General features: G+C 66.1%; 16 protein-coding genes and 2 rRNA genes (1 of these 18 running past the window's edge). 7 read left to right on the forward strand and 11 right to left on the reverse strand.

Annotated features, from left to right (window positions below):
* The 4 genes from test1122_RS14615 to test1122_RS14630 all read left to right on the forward strand — a co-directional run.
* Nucleotides 1-1,611: ribosomal RNA gene (locus tag test1122_RS14615) — 23S ribosomal RNA — on the forward strand (it extends 1,516 nt beyond the left edge of the window).
* 82 nt (nt 1,612-1,693) lie between these two features.
* A 5S ribosomal RNA gene (gene rrf / locus test1122_RS14620) occupies nt 1,694-1,810 on the forward strand.
* A 172-nt stretch (nt 1,811-1,982) separates the two neighbouring features.
* The gene (locus test1122_RS14625) at nt 1,983-2,393 is read left to right on the forward strand and encodes a DUF2267 domain-containing protein (RefSeq protein ID WP_232269601.1); all 411 of its coding nucleotides are present in this window, start codon (nt 1,983-1,985) and stop codon (nt 2,391-2,393) included.
* A 38-nt stretch (nt 2,394-2,431) separates the two neighbouring features.
* Complete coding sequence (locus test1122_RS14630) at nt 2,432-2,749, forward strand: DUF2795 domain-containing protein (protein ID WP_232269602.1); 318 nt, start codon at nt 2,432-2,434, stop codon at nt 2,747-2,749.
* A 49-nt stretch (nt 2,750-2,798) separates the two neighbouring features.
* Here the strand turns inward: test1122_RS14630 and test1122_RS14635 are convergent, their stop codons facing one another.
* The 6 genes from test1122_RS14635 to test1122_RS14660 all read right to left on the reverse strand — a co-directional run bounded on the left by test1122_RS14635 (nt 2,799) and on the right by test1122_RS14660 (nt 9,878).
* Nucleotides 2,799-4,310 carry a type IV secretory system conjugative DNA transfer family protein gene (locus test1122_RS14635; RefSeq protein WP_232269603.1) on the reverse strand — a complete coding sequence of 504 codons (1,512 nt, stop codon included), beginning with the start codon at nt 4,308-4,310 and terminating at the stop codon, nt 2,799-2,801.
* A gap of 1 nt (nt 4,311) precedes the next feature.
* On the reverse strand, nt 4,312-5,730 hold the full coding sequence (locus tag test1122_RS14640; RefSeq protein ID WP_232269604.1) for an ATP-binding protein: 1,419 nt from the start codon (nt 5,728-5,730) through the stop codon (nt 4,312-4,314).
* A gap of 24 nt (nt 5,731-5,754) precedes the next feature.
* Entirely contained in the window at nt 5,755-7,299 is a 1,545-nt protein-coding gene (locus test1122_RS14645; RefSeq protein WP_232269605.1) for an SCO6880 family protein, read from the reverse strand.
* 2 nt (nt 7,300-7,301) lie between these two features.
* Nucleotides 7,302-8,579: a hypothetical protein gene (locus test1122_RS14650; RefSeq protein WP_232269606.1), complete on the reverse strand. Its 1,278-nt coding sequence runs from the start codon at nt 8,577-8,579 to the stop codon at nt 7,302-7,304.
* Nucleotides 8,569-9,384 carry a DUF8175 domain-containg protein gene (locus test1122_RS14655; protein ID WP_232269607.1) on the reverse strand — a complete coding sequence of 272 codons (816 nt, stop codon included), beginning with the start codon at nt 9,382-9,384 and terminating at the stop codon, nt 8,569-8,571. The genes test1122_RS14650 and test1122_RS14655 overlap by 11 nt, the downstream gene beginning before the upstream one ends.
* A 353-nt stretch (nt 9,385-9,737) precedes the next feature.
* Entirely contained in the window at nt 9,738-9,878 is a 141-nt protein-coding gene (locus tag test1122_RS14660) for a hypothetical protein (RefSeq protein WP_232269608.1), read from the reverse strand.
* Between the two features lie 170 nt (nt 9,879-10,048).
* Here test1122_RS14660 and test1122_RS14665 point away from each other — a divergent pair, with 170 nt between their 5' ends.
* The 3 genes from test1122_RS14665 to test1122_RS14675 all read left to right on the forward strand — a co-directional run bounded on the left by test1122_RS14665 (nt 10,049) and on the right by test1122_RS14675 (nt 11,722).
* On the forward strand, nt 10,049-10,294 hold the full coding sequence (locus test1122_RS14665; protein WP_232271915.1) for a GntR family transcriptional regulator: 246 nt from the start codon (nt 10,049-10,051) through the stop codon (nt 10,292-10,294).
* Nucleotides 10,295-10,419: 125 nt separating this feature from the next.
* Entirely contained in the window at nt 10,420-10,971 is a 552-nt protein-coding gene (locus tag test1122_RS14670) for a Uma2 family endonuclease (RefSeq protein WP_232269609.1), read from the forward strand.
* Nucleotides 10,972-11,116: 145 nt separating this feature from the next.
* Nucleotides 11,117-11,722, forward strand: a complete 606-nt coding sequence (locus test1122_RS14675; protein WP_232269610.1) for a Uma2 family endonuclease — start codon at nt 11,117-11,119, stop codon at nt 11,720-11,722.
* A 102-nt stretch (nt 11,723-11,824) separates the two neighbouring features.
* Here test1122_RS14675 and test1122_RS14680 read toward each other — a convergent pair whose 3' ends face one another.
* The 5 genes from test1122_RS14680 to test1122_RS14700 all read right to left on the reverse strand — a co-directional run bounded on the left by test1122_RS14680 (nt 11,825) and on the right by test1122_RS14700 (nt 15,207).
* Nucleotides 11,825-12,415 (reverse strand): hypothetical protein, encoded by a 591-nt coding sequence (locus test1122_RS14680; RefSeq protein WP_232269611.1) that lies wholly within the window; start codon nt 12,413-12,415, stop codon nt 11,825-11,827.
* Nucleotides 12,412-13,689, reverse strand: a complete 1,278-nt coding sequence (locus tag test1122_RS14685) for a DUF7224 domain-containing protein (protein WP_232269612.1) — start codon at nt 13,687-13,689, stop codon at nt 12,412-12,414. The genes test1122_RS14680 and test1122_RS14685 overlap by 4 nt, the downstream gene beginning before the upstream one ends.
* Nucleotides 13,689-14,411, reverse strand: a complete 723-nt coding sequence (locus test1122_RS14690; protein ID WP_232269613.1) for an ABC transporter ATP-binding protein — start codon at nt 14,409-14,411, stop codon at nt 13,689-13,691. Before test1122_RS14690 ends, test1122_RS14685 begins: the two co-directional genes overlap by 1 nt.
* A 107-nt stretch (nt 14,412-14,518) precedes the next feature.
* A complete protein-coding gene (locus tag test1122_RS14695; protein ID WP_232269614.1) occupies nt 14,519-14,941 on the reverse strand; it encodes a hypothetical protein in 423 nt (140 codons plus the stop codon).
* 14 nt (nt 14,942-14,955) lie between these two features.
* Nucleotides 14,956-15,207, reverse strand: coding sequence for a hypothetical protein (locus test1122_RS14700; RefSeq protein WP_232269615.1), 252 nt, complete (start codon nt 15,205-15,207; stop codon nt 14,956-14,958).
* Nucleotides 15,208-15,226: the final 19 nt, after the last annotated feature.

Raw genomic sequence — 15,226 nt, forward strand, 5'->3', positions numbered from 1 at the left:
GGTACCCGCTTTGAAGCGCCCAACATCGAATCAAGCGATGCTAAGTCCGTGAAGCCGCCCTGGATCCTTCGGGTGAAGGGGAGTGGTGGAGCCGGCGAACCAGACTTGTAGTAGGTGAGTGATGGGGTGACGCAGGAAGGTAGTCCAGCCCGGGCGGTGGTTGTCCCGGGGTAAGGGTGTAGGACGTTACGTAGGTAAATCCGCGTGACATTAAGTCTGAGACCTGATGCCGAGCCGATTGTGGTGAAGTGGATGATCCTATGCTGTCGAGAAAAGCCTCTAGCGATGTTTCATGGCGGCCCGTACCCTAAACCGACTCAGGTGGTCAGGTAGAGAATACCGAGGCGTTCGGGTGAACTATGGTTAAGGAACTCGGCAAAATGCCCCCGTAACTTCGGGAGAAGGGGGGCCACGCCTGGTGATGAGTTTTGCACTCGGAGCTGGGGGTGGCCGCAGAGACCAGCGAGAAGCGACTGTTTACTAAAAACACAGGTCCGTGCGAAGCTGTAAGGCGATGTATACGGACTGACGCCTGCCCGGTGCTGGAACGTTAAGGGGACCGGTTAGTTCACTCTTCGGGGTGGGCGAGGCTGAGAACTTAAGCGCCAGTAAACGGCGGTGGTAACTATAACCATCCTAAGGTAGCGAAATTCCTTGTCGGGTAAGTTCCGACCTGCACGAATGGCGTAACGACTTCTTGACTGTCTCAACCATAGGCCCGGTGAAATTGCATTACGAGTAAAGATGCTCGTTTCGCGCAGCAGGACGGAAAGACCCCGGGACCTTTACTATAGCTTGATATTGGTGTTCGGTTCGGCTTGTGTAGGATAGGTGGGAGACTGTGAAGCCCGTACGCCAGTATGGGTGGAGTCGTTGTTGAAATACCACTCTGGTCGTGCTGGATGTCTAACCTGGGTCCGTGATCCGGATCAGGGACAGTGTCTGGTGGGTAGTTTAACTGGGGCGGTTGCCTCCTAAAGGGTAACGGAGGCGCCCAAAGGTTCCCTCAGCCTGGTTGGTAATCAGGTGTTGAGTGTAAGTGCACAAGGGAGCTTGACTGTGAGACTGACGGGTCGAGCAGGGACGAAAGTCGGGACTAGTGATCCGGCGGTGGCTTGTGGAAGCGCCGTCGCTCAACGGATAAAAGGTACCCCGGGGATAACAGGCTGATCTTCCCCAAGAGTCCATATCGACGGGATGGTTTGGCACCTCGATGTCGGCTCGTCGCATCCTGGGGCTGGAGTCGGTCCCAAGGGTTGGGCTGTTCGCCCATTAAAGCGGTACGCGAGCTGGGTTTAGAACGTCGTGAGACAGTTCGGTCCCTATCCGCTGTGCGCGTAGGAGTCTTGAGAAGGGCTGTCCCTAGTACGAGAGGACCGGGACGGACGGACCTCTGGTGTGCCAGTTGTTCTGCCAAGGGCATGGCTGGTTGGCTACGTTCGGAAAGGATAACCGCTGAAAGCATCTAAGCGGGAAGCCTGCTTCGAGATGAGGACTCCCTCCCCCATGAGGGGTTAAGGCTCCCAGTAGACGACTGGGTTGATAGGCCAGATATGGAAGACCGGTAACGGTTGGAGTTGACTGGTACTAATAGGCCGAGGGCTTGTCCGCAGTTGCTCGCGTCCACTGTGTAGGTTCTGAGGTAACGACCAGAACCGGTAACCATTCTTTTTGGTTGTGAACTTTATAGTGTTTCGGTGGTCTTGGCGAAGGGGAAACGCCCGGTTACATTTCGAACCCGGAAGCTAAGCCTTTCAGCGCCGATGGTACTGCATGGGGGACCGTGTGGGAGAGTAGGACGCCGCCGAACAATTGTTGATGAGAAGCCCCGTTGGGAAACCAACGGGGCTTCTCTGCGTTTACCCTCCGATCGGCCCGTTAGGCCGCGCAGGACCTGGCAACCCGGGAGTGGTGCAGCGGATCGCACGAGGCCGTGGCCTGCACCCTGCAGCCAGCAGCCAGCAGCGAGAAGGAGGCGCGTCATGCAGCACGACATCTTCATTGGCCAGGTCCAGGCCCGCGCGCGGCTCGACAGCCGTGGTTCGGCCGAGACTGCCACCCGGGCCAGCCTGGAGACGCTCGCCGAACGGATCCCGGCGTCGGTGTCCGAAAACGTGGCGGCCCAGCTGCCACACGAGATCGGTGAACACCTGAAGCGAGTGGCGAGCGCGCTCGACCAGCCGGAGACCGGCATCCGACTGAGCCGCCAGGAGTTCTTCGACCGCGTCGCCAGGCGTGCCAGTGCCGACCTGCCCAAGGCGGTGCACGAGGCCCGCTGTGTGGTCGAGGTCGCCGACGAGGCCACCAACGGCTTGCTGGCCACGAAGATCCGCCCGCTCCTCGACGACGAGCTGGCCGAAGTCCTCTTCGCGGGCAGCACGGGCTCGGCGTAGCCCGGAGTAGCGCGGCTAGCGCAGGGAGAGGGGTCATCATGGCTGATACGAGCACCCAGGAAGTCCTGGCAGCGGTACGAGACGCCAAGTTCCCCGCGAGCAAGGAGGAACTGCTCCGCGCCGCGCGGGCCTCAGGCGCCTCGCAGGAAGTACTGAAGGCCCTGCGGGGCATCCCGGCTGAGGAGTACGCGAACAGGGAGGATGTCGCCCACTCGGTACGGGTCGATCCGGCCTCTGACCTGGGCCTCAGCCCCGCGCAGCGCGCCGAGCAGGCCCGTAAGGGCGGCGCTCCCGGTCAGTCGCAGCACCTGCGGGATGTGCCCAAGCCGCCGGTGGAGGAGGAACTGGACCAGTGAGGGGACGCTGCTGCACGACCTGGTCGCCGTCCACCGGCTTGTCACCGAGCTACGGGGTACCGACACCCCCGACACGGGGCCCCGCTTTGAAACCAAACGCCGGTTGTGAGCCGCGCTCCGCGTGCGTCCTGGCCAGCTCCGGCCACCAGGCATGAGCCTGGTCCTTGGACCGGAGGTAGGCGTGGGTGTGGATACCGGTCTCCTCCCCGGAGGTGAGGAGACCGGGAAGATCGGCGAGGGGCGCTACGGTCGCGGGGCCGTCGAGGATGACGGTGAGTGGTGGGTCGAGCCGACCGGAGGATGACCGTGCGGCCATGCGCCGGCCGTGCTCGACCACGCTTGTGGTGAGGGCGGTGAGGAGCGGCATCGCGCCGGGGTCGCGCCGCGGGTCCTCGATGGAGTCGCCCACGATGTAGAGCGTGCCCGCTTCGGTGATGAACGATTCCAGCGCGATGGTGTCGGCCCGGCTGGCTGTGCAGACGGTGCGGATATGGAGTTGGGAGAGGGCGGTCAGGGCGTGGCGGATCAGGTCCGTTGCCTCGTCGCGGCGCTCGGGGTGGGCGATGAGGGTGGCTTCCAGCTCTCCCGCCGCGCCGGGGGCGGCTGCCTTGTCCTTACGGAGGATCCGTACTGCCTCCGTTGGTGAGCCGCTGGTGGCCCAGCGGTGGACTTGGCGGAAGGGCTGGCCGGTGATCGCCGCCGCGTGCAGGCAGCACCGCAGCAGCGTTTCGGCGGCGTCGTGGACCGCCGCGTCGGCCGTCGCGGGGCTGCGGACGGGGGCGAGCAGGGCGGCGGCGCGGGTGCGGGCGGTTTCCGGGTCCGTACAGCCGTGCTCTGGTGCCCAGCTGATGCGAGCCGGGGCGTCGGTGGCGTGAGTGGGGTCGTAGAGGTGTGTGGGGCCCAGCTTGCTGCGGGCGCCGACGGTGTCCGCCCATAGGGCTGCGTTCGCGGTGACGACCACCGCGGCGCCTTCGGCCGCTTGGAGCGCCTCGGCGGGGTCCGCCGCGCCCTGCAGGTGCAGCCTTGTGGTGGCCCCCGGCGCGGTGGCGGGGGTCGGGGTGATCCGCTCGGGGGACCGCTCCTGCTGCGCCGGGAGGTCGGGCTCTGGCGACGGATTCGGCGACGGCGACGACTCCGGGGCTGGTACTGGTGCTGGGATCGGGATATCCGGCGCTGCCGCCGCCTTCGCGCGCTGCGCCTCGCGATAGGCGCGGCGGCGGGTTACGGAGGTCAGGACCACGAACGCCAGCGTGAAGAGGATCAGGAGCTGGCCGATGAAGACGCCCCAGAAGAGCCCCGGCCCGGACAGCGTCGCGGGGTCGGCGTCGGGCCAGGCGGCGGCCAGGTCGGCCGGGTCCGAGGCAAGCCCGCGGAAGGCCAGCGGAGTCCGGGTGAAGACGACGCCCGTGGGCCAGGTGCCGTGCGCGAGCAGCCCGGAGAGTCCGGCCGCGGACCAGGTGAGGATCGTCAGACCGAGCAGGAAGCCCAGGGCTCCGATGAGCAGGCTGTCCGGAACACTGTTCCCGGGGCGGCGGGACGGCTCCGCTTCGTAACTCGGCATATCAGGCCACCGTTTCGTCCGCGGGGGCGATTTTGTCGAAGGATACGGCGCGGGACTCGGTCTCGGACTCCAGCGCCTCGTCCAGTTTATCCAGCGGGGAGGCGGCCTGCGCGGACGACTCCGTCATGGCCCGGTCGGTGAAGACCAGCGGCCGTTCCGCCTCCGTGACCAGGTGTTTGACGACCTGAACATTTCCATTGACGTCCCATACGGCCATGCCGGGGGAGAGGGTGGGGATGATCTCCACCGCCCAGCGGGGCAGGCCCAGGACGTCACCCGTCGCCCGCGCTTCATCAGCCTTCTGGGCGTAAATCGTGCGGGTGGACGCCATCTTCAAGATGGCCGCGGCTTCCTTCGCCGCCGCGCCGTCCACCACATCGGAGAGATGGTGGACCACCGCGACGAAGGACAGGCCCAGGCGGCGGCCGAACTTCAACAGCCGCTGGAAGAGCTGTGCCACGAAGGGCGAGTTGATGATGTGCCAGGCCTCCTCGACCAGGAAGATCCGCTTCTTGCGGTCCGGCCTGATCCAGGTGTGTTCCAGCCACACTCCCACGATCGCCATCAGGATCGGCATGGCGATGGAGTTGCGGTCGATATGGGAGAGGTCGAAGACGGTGAGCGGGGCGTCGAGGTCGATGCCGACCGTCGTCGGGCCGTCGAACATGCCGCGCAGATCACCGTCGACCAGGCGGTCCAGGACGAGTGCCACATCCAGGCCCCAGGAGCGGACGTCCTCCAGCGCGACATTCATGGCCAGCGCGGACTCCGGCTTGGGATGGCGCAGCTGCTCGACGATGTCGGTGAGGACGGGCTGCCGGTCGGCGACCGCTGAGTTGACGTAGGAGTGCGCCACCTTGAGGGCGAAGCCCGCGCGTTCGTCCAGGCCGTGGCCGAGCGCGACCTCGATGATCGTACGGAGGAGGGCGAGCTGCCCGGTGGTGGTGATGGCGGGGTCCAGCGGGTTGAGACGGATTCCCTGGTCCAGCGCGGCCGTGGGGTCGAGCCGGATCGGGGTTATGCCGAGCTCGTTGGCGATGAGGTTCCACTCGCCCATCCCGTCCTCGCCCTGCGCGTCCAGCACGACGACCTGGCGGTCCCGGAAGCGGAGCTGGCGCAGCACATACGTCTTCTCCAGCGCCGACTTGCCGTTGCCGGATTCGCCCAGCACCAGCCAGTGCGGGGCCGGGAGCTGCTGCCCGTAGAGCTGGAAGGGGTCGTAGATATAGCCCTTGCCGCTGTAGACCTCGCGCCCGATGATCACGCCTGAGTCGCCCAGGCCGGGTGCGGCCGTGGGCAGATAGACGGCCTGCGCCTGGCCAGTGGAGGTACGGACCGGGAGCCGCGTCGTCTCCGTCTTGCCGAAGAGGAAGCTGGTGAAGGCGTCGGTGATGGCGGTCAAGGGGTCAAACGCGGCCACAACGTCTCTCCTAGCGGCTGTCGGCTAGCGGCGGATGCCGGTCGCGAACGGGAGGGTGTTGACGAACGCCCGGTGGTGTTCGCGGTCGCACCACTCCAGCTTCAGATAGCTCTTGCCCGCCGAGGCGCGGATCGTACGCTTATCGCGGGCCAGCGCTTCCGGATGGCGGGACGAGACCGTGATGTAGCCGACGAGGTTCACCCCCGCCGCGCCGCTGGCCAGGTCCTCGCCGCGCTGGTCGACGCGGCCGTGCGCGGCGACATCGCGAGGGTCGACCGTACGGTTCATCTTGGCCTGACGGCTGGCCTCCGCTTCGTCGTTGGTCTTCTCCGTCAGCATCCGCTCGATGGCGACCTCGGTCGGCTCCAGATCCATACAGACCGCGACCGTACGGATCACATCCGGGGTGTGCACCAGCAGCGGCGCCAGGAAGTTCACCCCGACCGGCGTCATCGGCCACTCCTTCACCCACGCCGTGGAGTGGCACCAGGGCTGCCGGGTCATCGACTCCCGGGTCTTGGCCTGGAGATAGGTCGGCTCGACCGCGTCCAGCTCGGCGGGCCACGCGTTCCGCTTCGTCATGGCCTGGATGTGGTCGATCGGGTGGTCCGGGTCGTACATGGAGTGGATCAACGACGCCATCCGGGCCTGCCCCAGCGGCTGCCGTACCCGGATATCCGCCTCGGCCAGCCGGGCGCAGATATCGGTCAGTTCACGGGCCATCACGATGGCCAGCCCCGCGTCCCGGGACAGCTTCCGCTCCTTGTTAGCCCGGGCGATCGTGGTCGCCTCGGCGGCCAGGTCCCGCCCGTAGTGCATACAGGCCACCAGATAGGCGCGGTGCTGCTCGCTGGAGGTCGACACCATCGACTGGAGCTGGTCGTACGATTCCTGGAGCCACCCCGGCGCCCGTTCATCGCCGCGCTGTGCGACATCCTTCGCGTGCGCGTCGGGGTCGGCCGGGAGCGTACGGGCCAGCATCTGCAGCCGGGTGACATAGCCATCGCCGTTCGCGACATGCTTGAGCAGGGTGCCGAAACGGTCCACCAGGGCTTCCTGGTCCTCGCTGTCCCGCAGGCCGACGCCGGGTCCCTCGATCTCTATGGCGGCTGTCACGGTACGGCGGTCCGCGTGCAGCAGCACCGCGATCTCATCCGGCCCGAACGGCGCCGAGAGCCAGGTGATACGGCCCACCCCGGGCGGCGGCCCGATCTCCACCTCGCGCCCGTCGAGGCTGATCCCCGCCTCGGCGGCGTCGGAGCGGTACGCCGTACCGCCCTGGCGGCGCAGCCGCCGGAAGGAGCGGTCAATCTCAAACCAGCGGTAGAACGTCCGCTGCTTGTACGGGACGTACACGGCCGCCAGCGCCAGCATCGGGAAGCCCACCAGCAGCACGATGCGCAGCGACAGCACGGGAACGAGCAGCCCGCTCATCATGCCCAGGAACGCACCCGCGATGATCAGCGCGATCTCACCGGTCTCGCGGTTCTTACCGACGATGGCGTTCGGACGGGCTCGCCCGATCATGTACGTACGGCGGGGGGTGAGGACGTAGGGCGGGGAGGACATGCTCAGTCACCTCGGGCGCGGTTGCTGCTGGTCGAGCTGGGGGCCTGACGCGGTGGGGGCGGCTTGGGCGGCGGCGCGTCGCCGCTCCGGGTGCTGTGGGCGGATACGCCGCCGGAGACCGGGTTCGGCTGCCTGGGGGTGCCGCTGCCTGACTGCTGGGCGCCGGGGCCGCTGCCGCCCCGGCCGCCGTGGGTGTTGATGCCCTGCCGCAGCATCGCCGCCGGGGACGACACGGCGGCCACCGCCTTACGGGACGCCGGGTCGGCGGAGGCGTTGCGGTGCCGGACGATCTCATCGCCGAAGCCGGGTACGAAGCGGTAGATCATCGCCGAGGCGAAGATGGCCAGGATGATGATGGCCAGCCCGGACACGATCGCCGAGAAGGCGTCCGGCCCCTCATCGGCGGCCAGCGCCCCGGCCAGGCCCAGCACGATAACGATCACCGGTTTCACCAGGATCACGGCGATCATGATCCCGGCCCACCGCCGTACGTGCGACCACATGTTCTTGTCCACGAGCCCGGCGTAGACCACCACGCCCAGCAGCGCGCCAACGTACAGCAGCGCGGCCCGGATCACCAGTTCCAGCCAGAGCACACCTGCGGCGAGAACGGATACGAGCGAAACGACGATCAGCATGATCGGCCCACCGCCGATCCCCTCGCCCTTCTCCAGCGCCTCGGAGAACGCGCCGAAGAAAGTGTCGGTCTTGGCCGACGTCCCGGACGCGATGACTTCCGTAACGCCGTCGGTCGCCGAGACGAGCGTATAGAGGATGAGCGGGGTGAACGCGGAGGCCAGCACGACCAGCCAGAGAAAGCCGATGGCCTCGCCGATGGCCTCCAGCAGGGGTACGCCCCGGATGGCCCGCTTGGTGACGGCAAGCAGCCAGAGGATGAGGGTGAGGATCGTCGACGCGGCGAATACGACGGCGTACTGCTTGAGGAACTCGGCGTTGGTGAAGTCGACGTTCGTCGTCGCGTTGACGGCGTCGGAGAGCTTCCCCACGATCCACGAGGCGGCTTCGGCACAGCCCTTGGCGAGGGAGGAAAGCGGGTCGACGGCCGTCTCCAGCTCGGAGGTCCCGGTGCCGCCACCGTCACCGGGCGCGCCGCTCTCGCAGTATTCCCTCGCGGGACCACGGATGAGTTCGCACGGGTCATCGCTGGCAGAGGGGCTAGGACTCGGCTCAGCAACGGCTCGGGAGGCGGCCAGCAGGAGCGTGCCTTGCAGGCCCGCGACCACGGCAGCGACTGTAAGGGCGCGGCGATTACCGGGCATACGTGAACCCTCCGAACCCTTCGATTGCCTCGGCCATCTCCTCAGCTGAAGAGGCCCGCTGATCTCGGCCTACTGGGACCGGGCCGTCCTTTTGGTCGAAGTCGGTGACCTTCCAGTCACCCTTGACCCACTGAAGCTGGAAGGTATTGGTGTACCAAGCCTCACTGACGGGGTTCTTGGAGTCCTCGCCTGCCAGGCCGAACAACGACGAGTACCAGACCGACACCTTCGCGGTGTGGTTGCTGTACTCCTCCACCTTCGTGCCGACGGGATTCGTGCGGGAGACAAAGGTCATGCCCTTGGGGGGCGTGCCGTCCTTGGTGAGACCGATTCTCTTGAGGAAGGCAGCGTTGGTATACACGCGGTCGAGATCGGCCTTGCGCTCTGCCGCAACCTCGGGGGCGTAGACAGCCGTCACGATGCTCTCGCGCTTGTCATCGTCGTACATGCCGTCACCGCTGAGCGCCACCGCATAGTTGGCGGCAGCGCTCTGCGCGCCCTGCTCAGTCCGGGCGAAGCCGGAGGGTACCGGCTGCACGCCAGTGGGCGCGGTCGGCTGGGCCTTGCCGCCCTTGCCATCGCCACCACCACCGCCGTCCCCATCGCCACCGCTCCGCGTGGCAAAGGCAAGTGCCGCGATCAGCAGCACGATGACTCCGACGATTGTCACAAGACTCTTGCCGGGCCGTACGACAGGCGGTCGCGATCCGCCCTCGCCCTCCGGCAGCCGCGTACGCGTGCCTCGACGGCCCGGCTCCGCGTCACCGCGCTCGCCACCGTACCCGTCGCCACCGCCGAAGCTCATGGTGCACGTGCCCCCTCGACACTGAACCGCCAACCACCTTCAGAGCATTGTCTCCTCAAATGAAGGTAGCGGGGGCACCGCATGTGTGGGGGCGGTGAACGCATTCCGAGACCGCTCCCGGCCGCGAGGGGGTACGGCTGGGAGCGGGTCTCGTCTCAGACTGTCATCCGCGAGCGGACATAGGCGGGGTCACCTGCGATAACGCTCCTCCTCTTCGCGGTGCAAGGGGCAACGGCAGGGCGGAAGGGCCATATTGAGGTCAAGCGGATTGCTGTCCGCGCCGGTGTAGGTCCGTTCACGTCGCACAGTCCGGCGCTCGCCAGTGACCGGATTCACGTTGTACACCCGGATCTTCAACACGGCGACCCCGGCGTGTAGAAGGCGATCCAGTCCGCCCGCTCCCGCTCCCGCTCACAAGCGAGAACGTACGGGCGTACCAACGGCGACGCGTCACCGTCGAGCGGTTCCGCGTGCGGATCGGTAGTGTTCTGCATTGTCTGCCTGCTTCCTGAAGGTGGGCCGCGCCCCGGGGCTGAGCACACAGCCGCCGGGGTCTTCTCTGTCGCCTGCCAATGTAGCCAGCCTGAGCGCACCCGTCTATAGCGCACTGCGCGGGGCTGCCTCTATGTTCGAATAACCGTTCATGAGTACAGTCCGGCCCGTGATGGAGTATGACCCCAGGTTTCCCAAGTGGACCCAGATCGCTGATGTGATCCGCGAGCGCATCGCCACCGGTAAGTACCCGCCGCGCTACCGGCTTTCTGAGACGAAGCTGGAAGAGGAGTTCGACGTAGCGCGGGTCACCGTACGCAAGGTCACCCGCGCCCTACGCGAAGAGGGACTGATCACCACCCACCCCGGCATGGGATCGTTCGTGACCGACCCCTCCGAACAGTCCCCGTCGGACTAACCACCCGAGTGGGTGAACGCTCGCCGAACTGGCCTGAGGCCACCGAACCGCTGCGGCTGCCGCCGAGGCGTACCGTGGCGGGTAGGCCGGTAGATGGGCCGCTTACTCGAAGATCAGGAGTGACGGTGAGTGTCCTGCCGACGTATACAGACGTCGATCCGGAGAAAGCCCTGAAGTACGCGATCCAGCACATCGCGGGCGACCGTGCCGAGGTCATCGAGGGCGTCATCACCCCTGCGTCGCCGGGCTGGGCAGATGAGAATGTCGCCGACTTGATCAGGGAACAGCTCGGTTCCCGGATGCGGGAGCAGGGTTGGCGTGCCGGGTCGGGGAATCTCGATCTTCCGGGGAGCGAGAACTTCTACATCCCGGATCTCGCGGTAGTCCCCGCCGAGCTGGCGAAAACCGAAGGAGCGCTGCTGCCTGACCAGACGCTTCTGGTGGTCGAGGTGACGTCGCCGTCCAACGCGGACACCGATCGCACCGCCAAGCGCAAGCGGTACGCCCAATACGGTGCGCCTCTGTATCTGTTGGTGGACCGGCAGGAAGACACCTGCACTCTGTTCTCCGAACCCGGCCAGCTTGGCTACACGCACATTCAGGGCCCGTATCCCTTCGGCACCCCTGTGCAGCTCCCTGAACCCTTCGCCCTGACGATCGACACCAGCGGCTTCTAGCCTCCCGAAGCCCCAACGAACTGACCACCCGAGTGGGTGAACGGTCGCCGCATTTGCCCCCGGAATGATCGCTGCGCCACCAAGCTCCTTGCTGGCAGGCCTGGCCCAGGCGTGACCGGCAACAGCGACGAGGGAGGACAGCGTGATGACCGCCGATCCCATCACCGAGCCGATGGACCCCATCGATCTGCTGATCGCGTTCGAAGAGGCAGCCGATGTGCCGATTCGCCCCGAGTGTGTCGAGGGGACGGTTGTCGTGCCGCGACAGCCGGACTTCAACCACGGCGACAGCGCGTTGCAGATGTGTCGCCAGTTGTGTTCCGCAGGGTTCCGGTATGCGGGTTCCGGTATGGGGTTCCGAGTCGGTATCAAAGGGGAACAAACCCGTTCCCTGGTCATCCCCGACTTCTACGTACTGCATTGCAGGCCCAGCGAGGTGGATGAGGCTTACCGCAGAGTCCACAAGGGCTGGTACTCCATCGAACTGCTGGCTCTCGTCGGGGAGGTGACCTCGACCAACCATGAGACGGACTCCGGCCCCAAGTACCGCAGTTACGCCGCCGCTGGCATCCCCGTATACGTACTGATCCACCGCCAGGACCGCATGGCCTACGCCTTCTCCGACCCCGCCCCCGAAGAGGACCCGGTCAACTCCCACTACACCACCAAGACCGCAGTCGACCTCGGCCGCCCGCTTCCCCTCCCCGTGCCGTACCCCGCCCTGGACACCACCATCCTGCTGGACGAATGACGACCTTGCCCAGGACGGCGCTACCCCGACACCCTGACGATCACGACGACTTTTTTTGAAGGGGGCAGGCTTCCGCTAAATGCAGACAAGCACCGTGCATCTTCAGCCGGTTACGTGGAGTCTGCGGCCGTGGCTTGCCATGGCTATGGCTGCTGCTGTGCAGGCTGCGGCGCAACCGGCCAGAGCGGTGGGGTCAGCCGCAGGCTGGAGGAGGATCGCCCACCAGCGTGGTTCTCCGCCGTAACCTCGGCCGAGCAGCGGCGTCACCATCACGGTGGCAACCGGAACTACGATGGCCCTTTCCTTCAGCCAAGGCAGTACCGCGAGGGTGCACGCGGCGAGGAAGACCGTGTTACGGCTCGCCTCTCCTGCAGCACGGGAGTCCAGCAACACCGAGCACACCTGCCCGATCACCACCGCCAAGAGAAGCAGCACGGCCACGGCCGCCATATCGAAGGCCCACACACGGCGCACCGGCAGGGCATCCGCAGCATCGAGGCGCGAGCGCAGGCACAGCACGAGGGCAGAGCAGATCGGAAGTGGGGCGAGCATCATCAGCAGCATGTCGCCCCCGCCGGTCGCGAACGGCAGCTCGATCGCGCTGTCCAGGAACAGTGCCACCATCAGCGCATACAGAGCGATAGCGAGGGCGGCGATGCTGTTGAGGCGGCGCGCCTTGAACCAGTAGATCAACGCTTGTTCTCCTGGCATTTGGCCGCTGCCTGGGCGGCGTGGGCATACCAACGGGAGCGTTCGGCTCGGGTCATCTTTCTCAGCTCGCTGATCGTGGTGTCCGCGATTTTCTGCTGGGCTGGCCGATAGGCGTTGACCGTGTCGCGGCCCTCGACGGCGGTGATCAACCACGAATGCAGCACCCAATAGGGCTCGTCCTCCTTCTGGTTCAGGAGGCAGCCGAAGTCCTCCTCTTGGGGGAGAGCGGCGGTGATCAGCTGGGTGCGGATGGTGTCGGCATGGTCCATGCCGGGGGTGAACCATCCCTTCCACACCCTTGGGCCACTCCGGTCGTCCACGCGGCTGTCGGTGACCAGCATGGGGCGGGGTGCTCCGGCCTCTTCAAGCTGGTTAACTGTGTTGGTAATGAGCTTAGAGAACGCGGGCAGGGCGTCGGCGTAGGGGGCGGGCACGCACACCTGCGGAGCATCTCCAGCGCATGCCTTAGCCACCTCGCCGGTCTTGCGTATGGGCGTGGTGTAGTCCCAGGCGGAGGCCGTGGTAGCCCCGCACAGCACGGCCGCCAAGCCAACACCGGCCGCAGCCCCGATCCTCACCCGGCGCCTGAACGGGGCCCAGCCGAGCGCTACCGCGATGGCGAGGGAGCTGAGAACCGCGAGGGGGAGGAGGTACCCGGACGGGGCGATGGTGTATTCCAAGCCGGGGGTGGTGAAGGCGTAGACGGTGATGTGCCGCAGCCAATTGGTGCCCGGTATTTCGATGATGTTCCCGGCGAAACCGATGAACACCCACGTCGCGGCGGAGACCAGGGGCGCGGCCATGACGGGCTGCTTCGACAGGTGCCCGACGGCGTAGCCGAAGACCGCATACGGCAGTGGCAGCAGCAGACAGAACGCGATGAGCGGCAGTGACCATCCATCCGGCCACATCCCGACCTTGATGTAGGCGGCGGCCACGGCAGCCCCCATCATTGCGGTGCCAAGGCCCGCGCAGGCTGCGACACCGGCGGCGGCCAGCGCGTAGCGGGTTCGGTAGGCGCCGAGCTGCATGATCCCGGAACGGACGATTTGGCCGCCCTGCCAGGCGGCGGCACCGGCCGTGGCCGAGGCCGCGAAAATTATCAACCCGACCACGCTGGCTGGAATGGCAGAAGGGGGACCTCCCAGGTAGGAGGCGGCCATACGGGGCTCAGTCACCGCCCACGCCGCCAGCGCGATGCCAGGAAGAAGCAGGTAGGTGGCCGGGGAGGTGCGAATCAGCGTACGGATGCGCATCAGGCGTCCCCTCCGCAGAGGCGACTGTAGGCGGCCTCGGCCTGGCGTGTTGAAGGAGTGCCGGGAGGGGCGCAAGCCAGGAACTCATCCGTGGTGCCCCCGTGCACGATCGCCCCGTCATACAGGCAGGTGACGTACTGGGCATCGTCGGCAAGGTCGGCGACGTCGTGGGTGGACAGCAACACCGACACATCAAGGGCCGCGAGTAGATCGCGGAAGGCGCGGCGCTGGGTAGGGTCCATGCCCGCCGTGGGCTCATCCAGCAGAAGGATGCGGGCGTCGTGGACGAGCGCGGATGCAACGCCCACGCGTCGGAGCTGACCGCCGGAGAGCGTCTTGGTCCTCTGGTCCCGTTTGGGGGTCAAGTTGACTTTGTCCAGAGCGTCGGCGGCTTTGTCCCACGCTTCGCGTCGGGAGAGCCCTTTGGCCCAGCCGACGTAGGCGACTTGTTCCCGGGCGGTCAGACCGGGCATAGGGGTGATGTTCTGTGGCATCCAGGCGACTAGCTTGCGATAGGAGCGGTGGGTGGCGGGGATGCGATCGAGGTGAATGGTTCCGTGCTGGGGAGCCCGCACCGAGGCCGCGAGGGAAAGCAGGGTGGACTTGCCTGCCCCGTTGGGGCCGAGCAGCACGGTGACGCCGGGCTTGACGGTCATCTCAAGGCCGGAGAAAACCTGCTGCTTTCCGTAGGCGAACCAGCAGTCGGCGATGCGTATGGGCAACGAGTACTCCTGTGCGGGGGAAGGACATTTCAATGACCATGGACGTGGGCCCGCAACGGATGGTTGCGGGCCCACGGGGGCCTAGCGCTCAGGCCGGGGAGAGAAGGTCACTCGTAGACGACGACCTTTTTGACATCCAGCCCGCTGCCGGACACCTCGCCGTTGATCTTGTCGATGCGGAAGTAGGCTATGGCCCCACTGGTGATAGAGCGGGATGTCTTGGAGGTGTAGCTGCTGCCCTTGAAGCAGTTGGAGAAGCGGGCCGAATCCCCCTGCTTCTGGTCCGGGCCGAACACGTCCTTCCACTGGGATATGTGGGTGGTGTTCTGGTTCGGGCCGACACCGACCGAGGAGCAGCCGGTGAAGTGGACGGCGGAGGAACCGCCGACCGACTTCCAGCGGCTGGACTCGAAGCCGGTGAGGGCTCCGTCGATGATGCTGGAGTAAGCAAGCGCTGATGGGGCGCCGATGAGGACGAGGGCAGCCGCAGAACCGACGACCACGCCGATGCGCTGCTTTCTACTGGCCACGTATGGGCTCCTTTCTATTCTGAAACACTGACTGTGCTGACGTTCAGCATGTGGGCGCGCTCCACGCCACTGATCTTGTCGATGCGGAAGTACGCTCGGTCACCGGAGAATTCGGAGCAGTTGAACTTCGAGGTCGACCCGTTGAAACAAGCGGTGAACTTCGCCGAACTGCCCACTCGGGCACCGGGGAGGTAGCTCGACCAGGCGAGTGCTGGATGCACCAGGAGGAAGACGGCGGACAGTGTGGCTGTCGAAACGACCGCCACTCGAAGTGTCTTGCGCGCA

The organism is Streptomyces gobiensis, from assembly GCF_021216675.1.
Taxonomy (GTDB): Bacteria; Actinomycetota; Actinomycetes; order Streptomycetales; family Streptomycetaceae; genus Streptomyces; species Streptomyces gobiensis.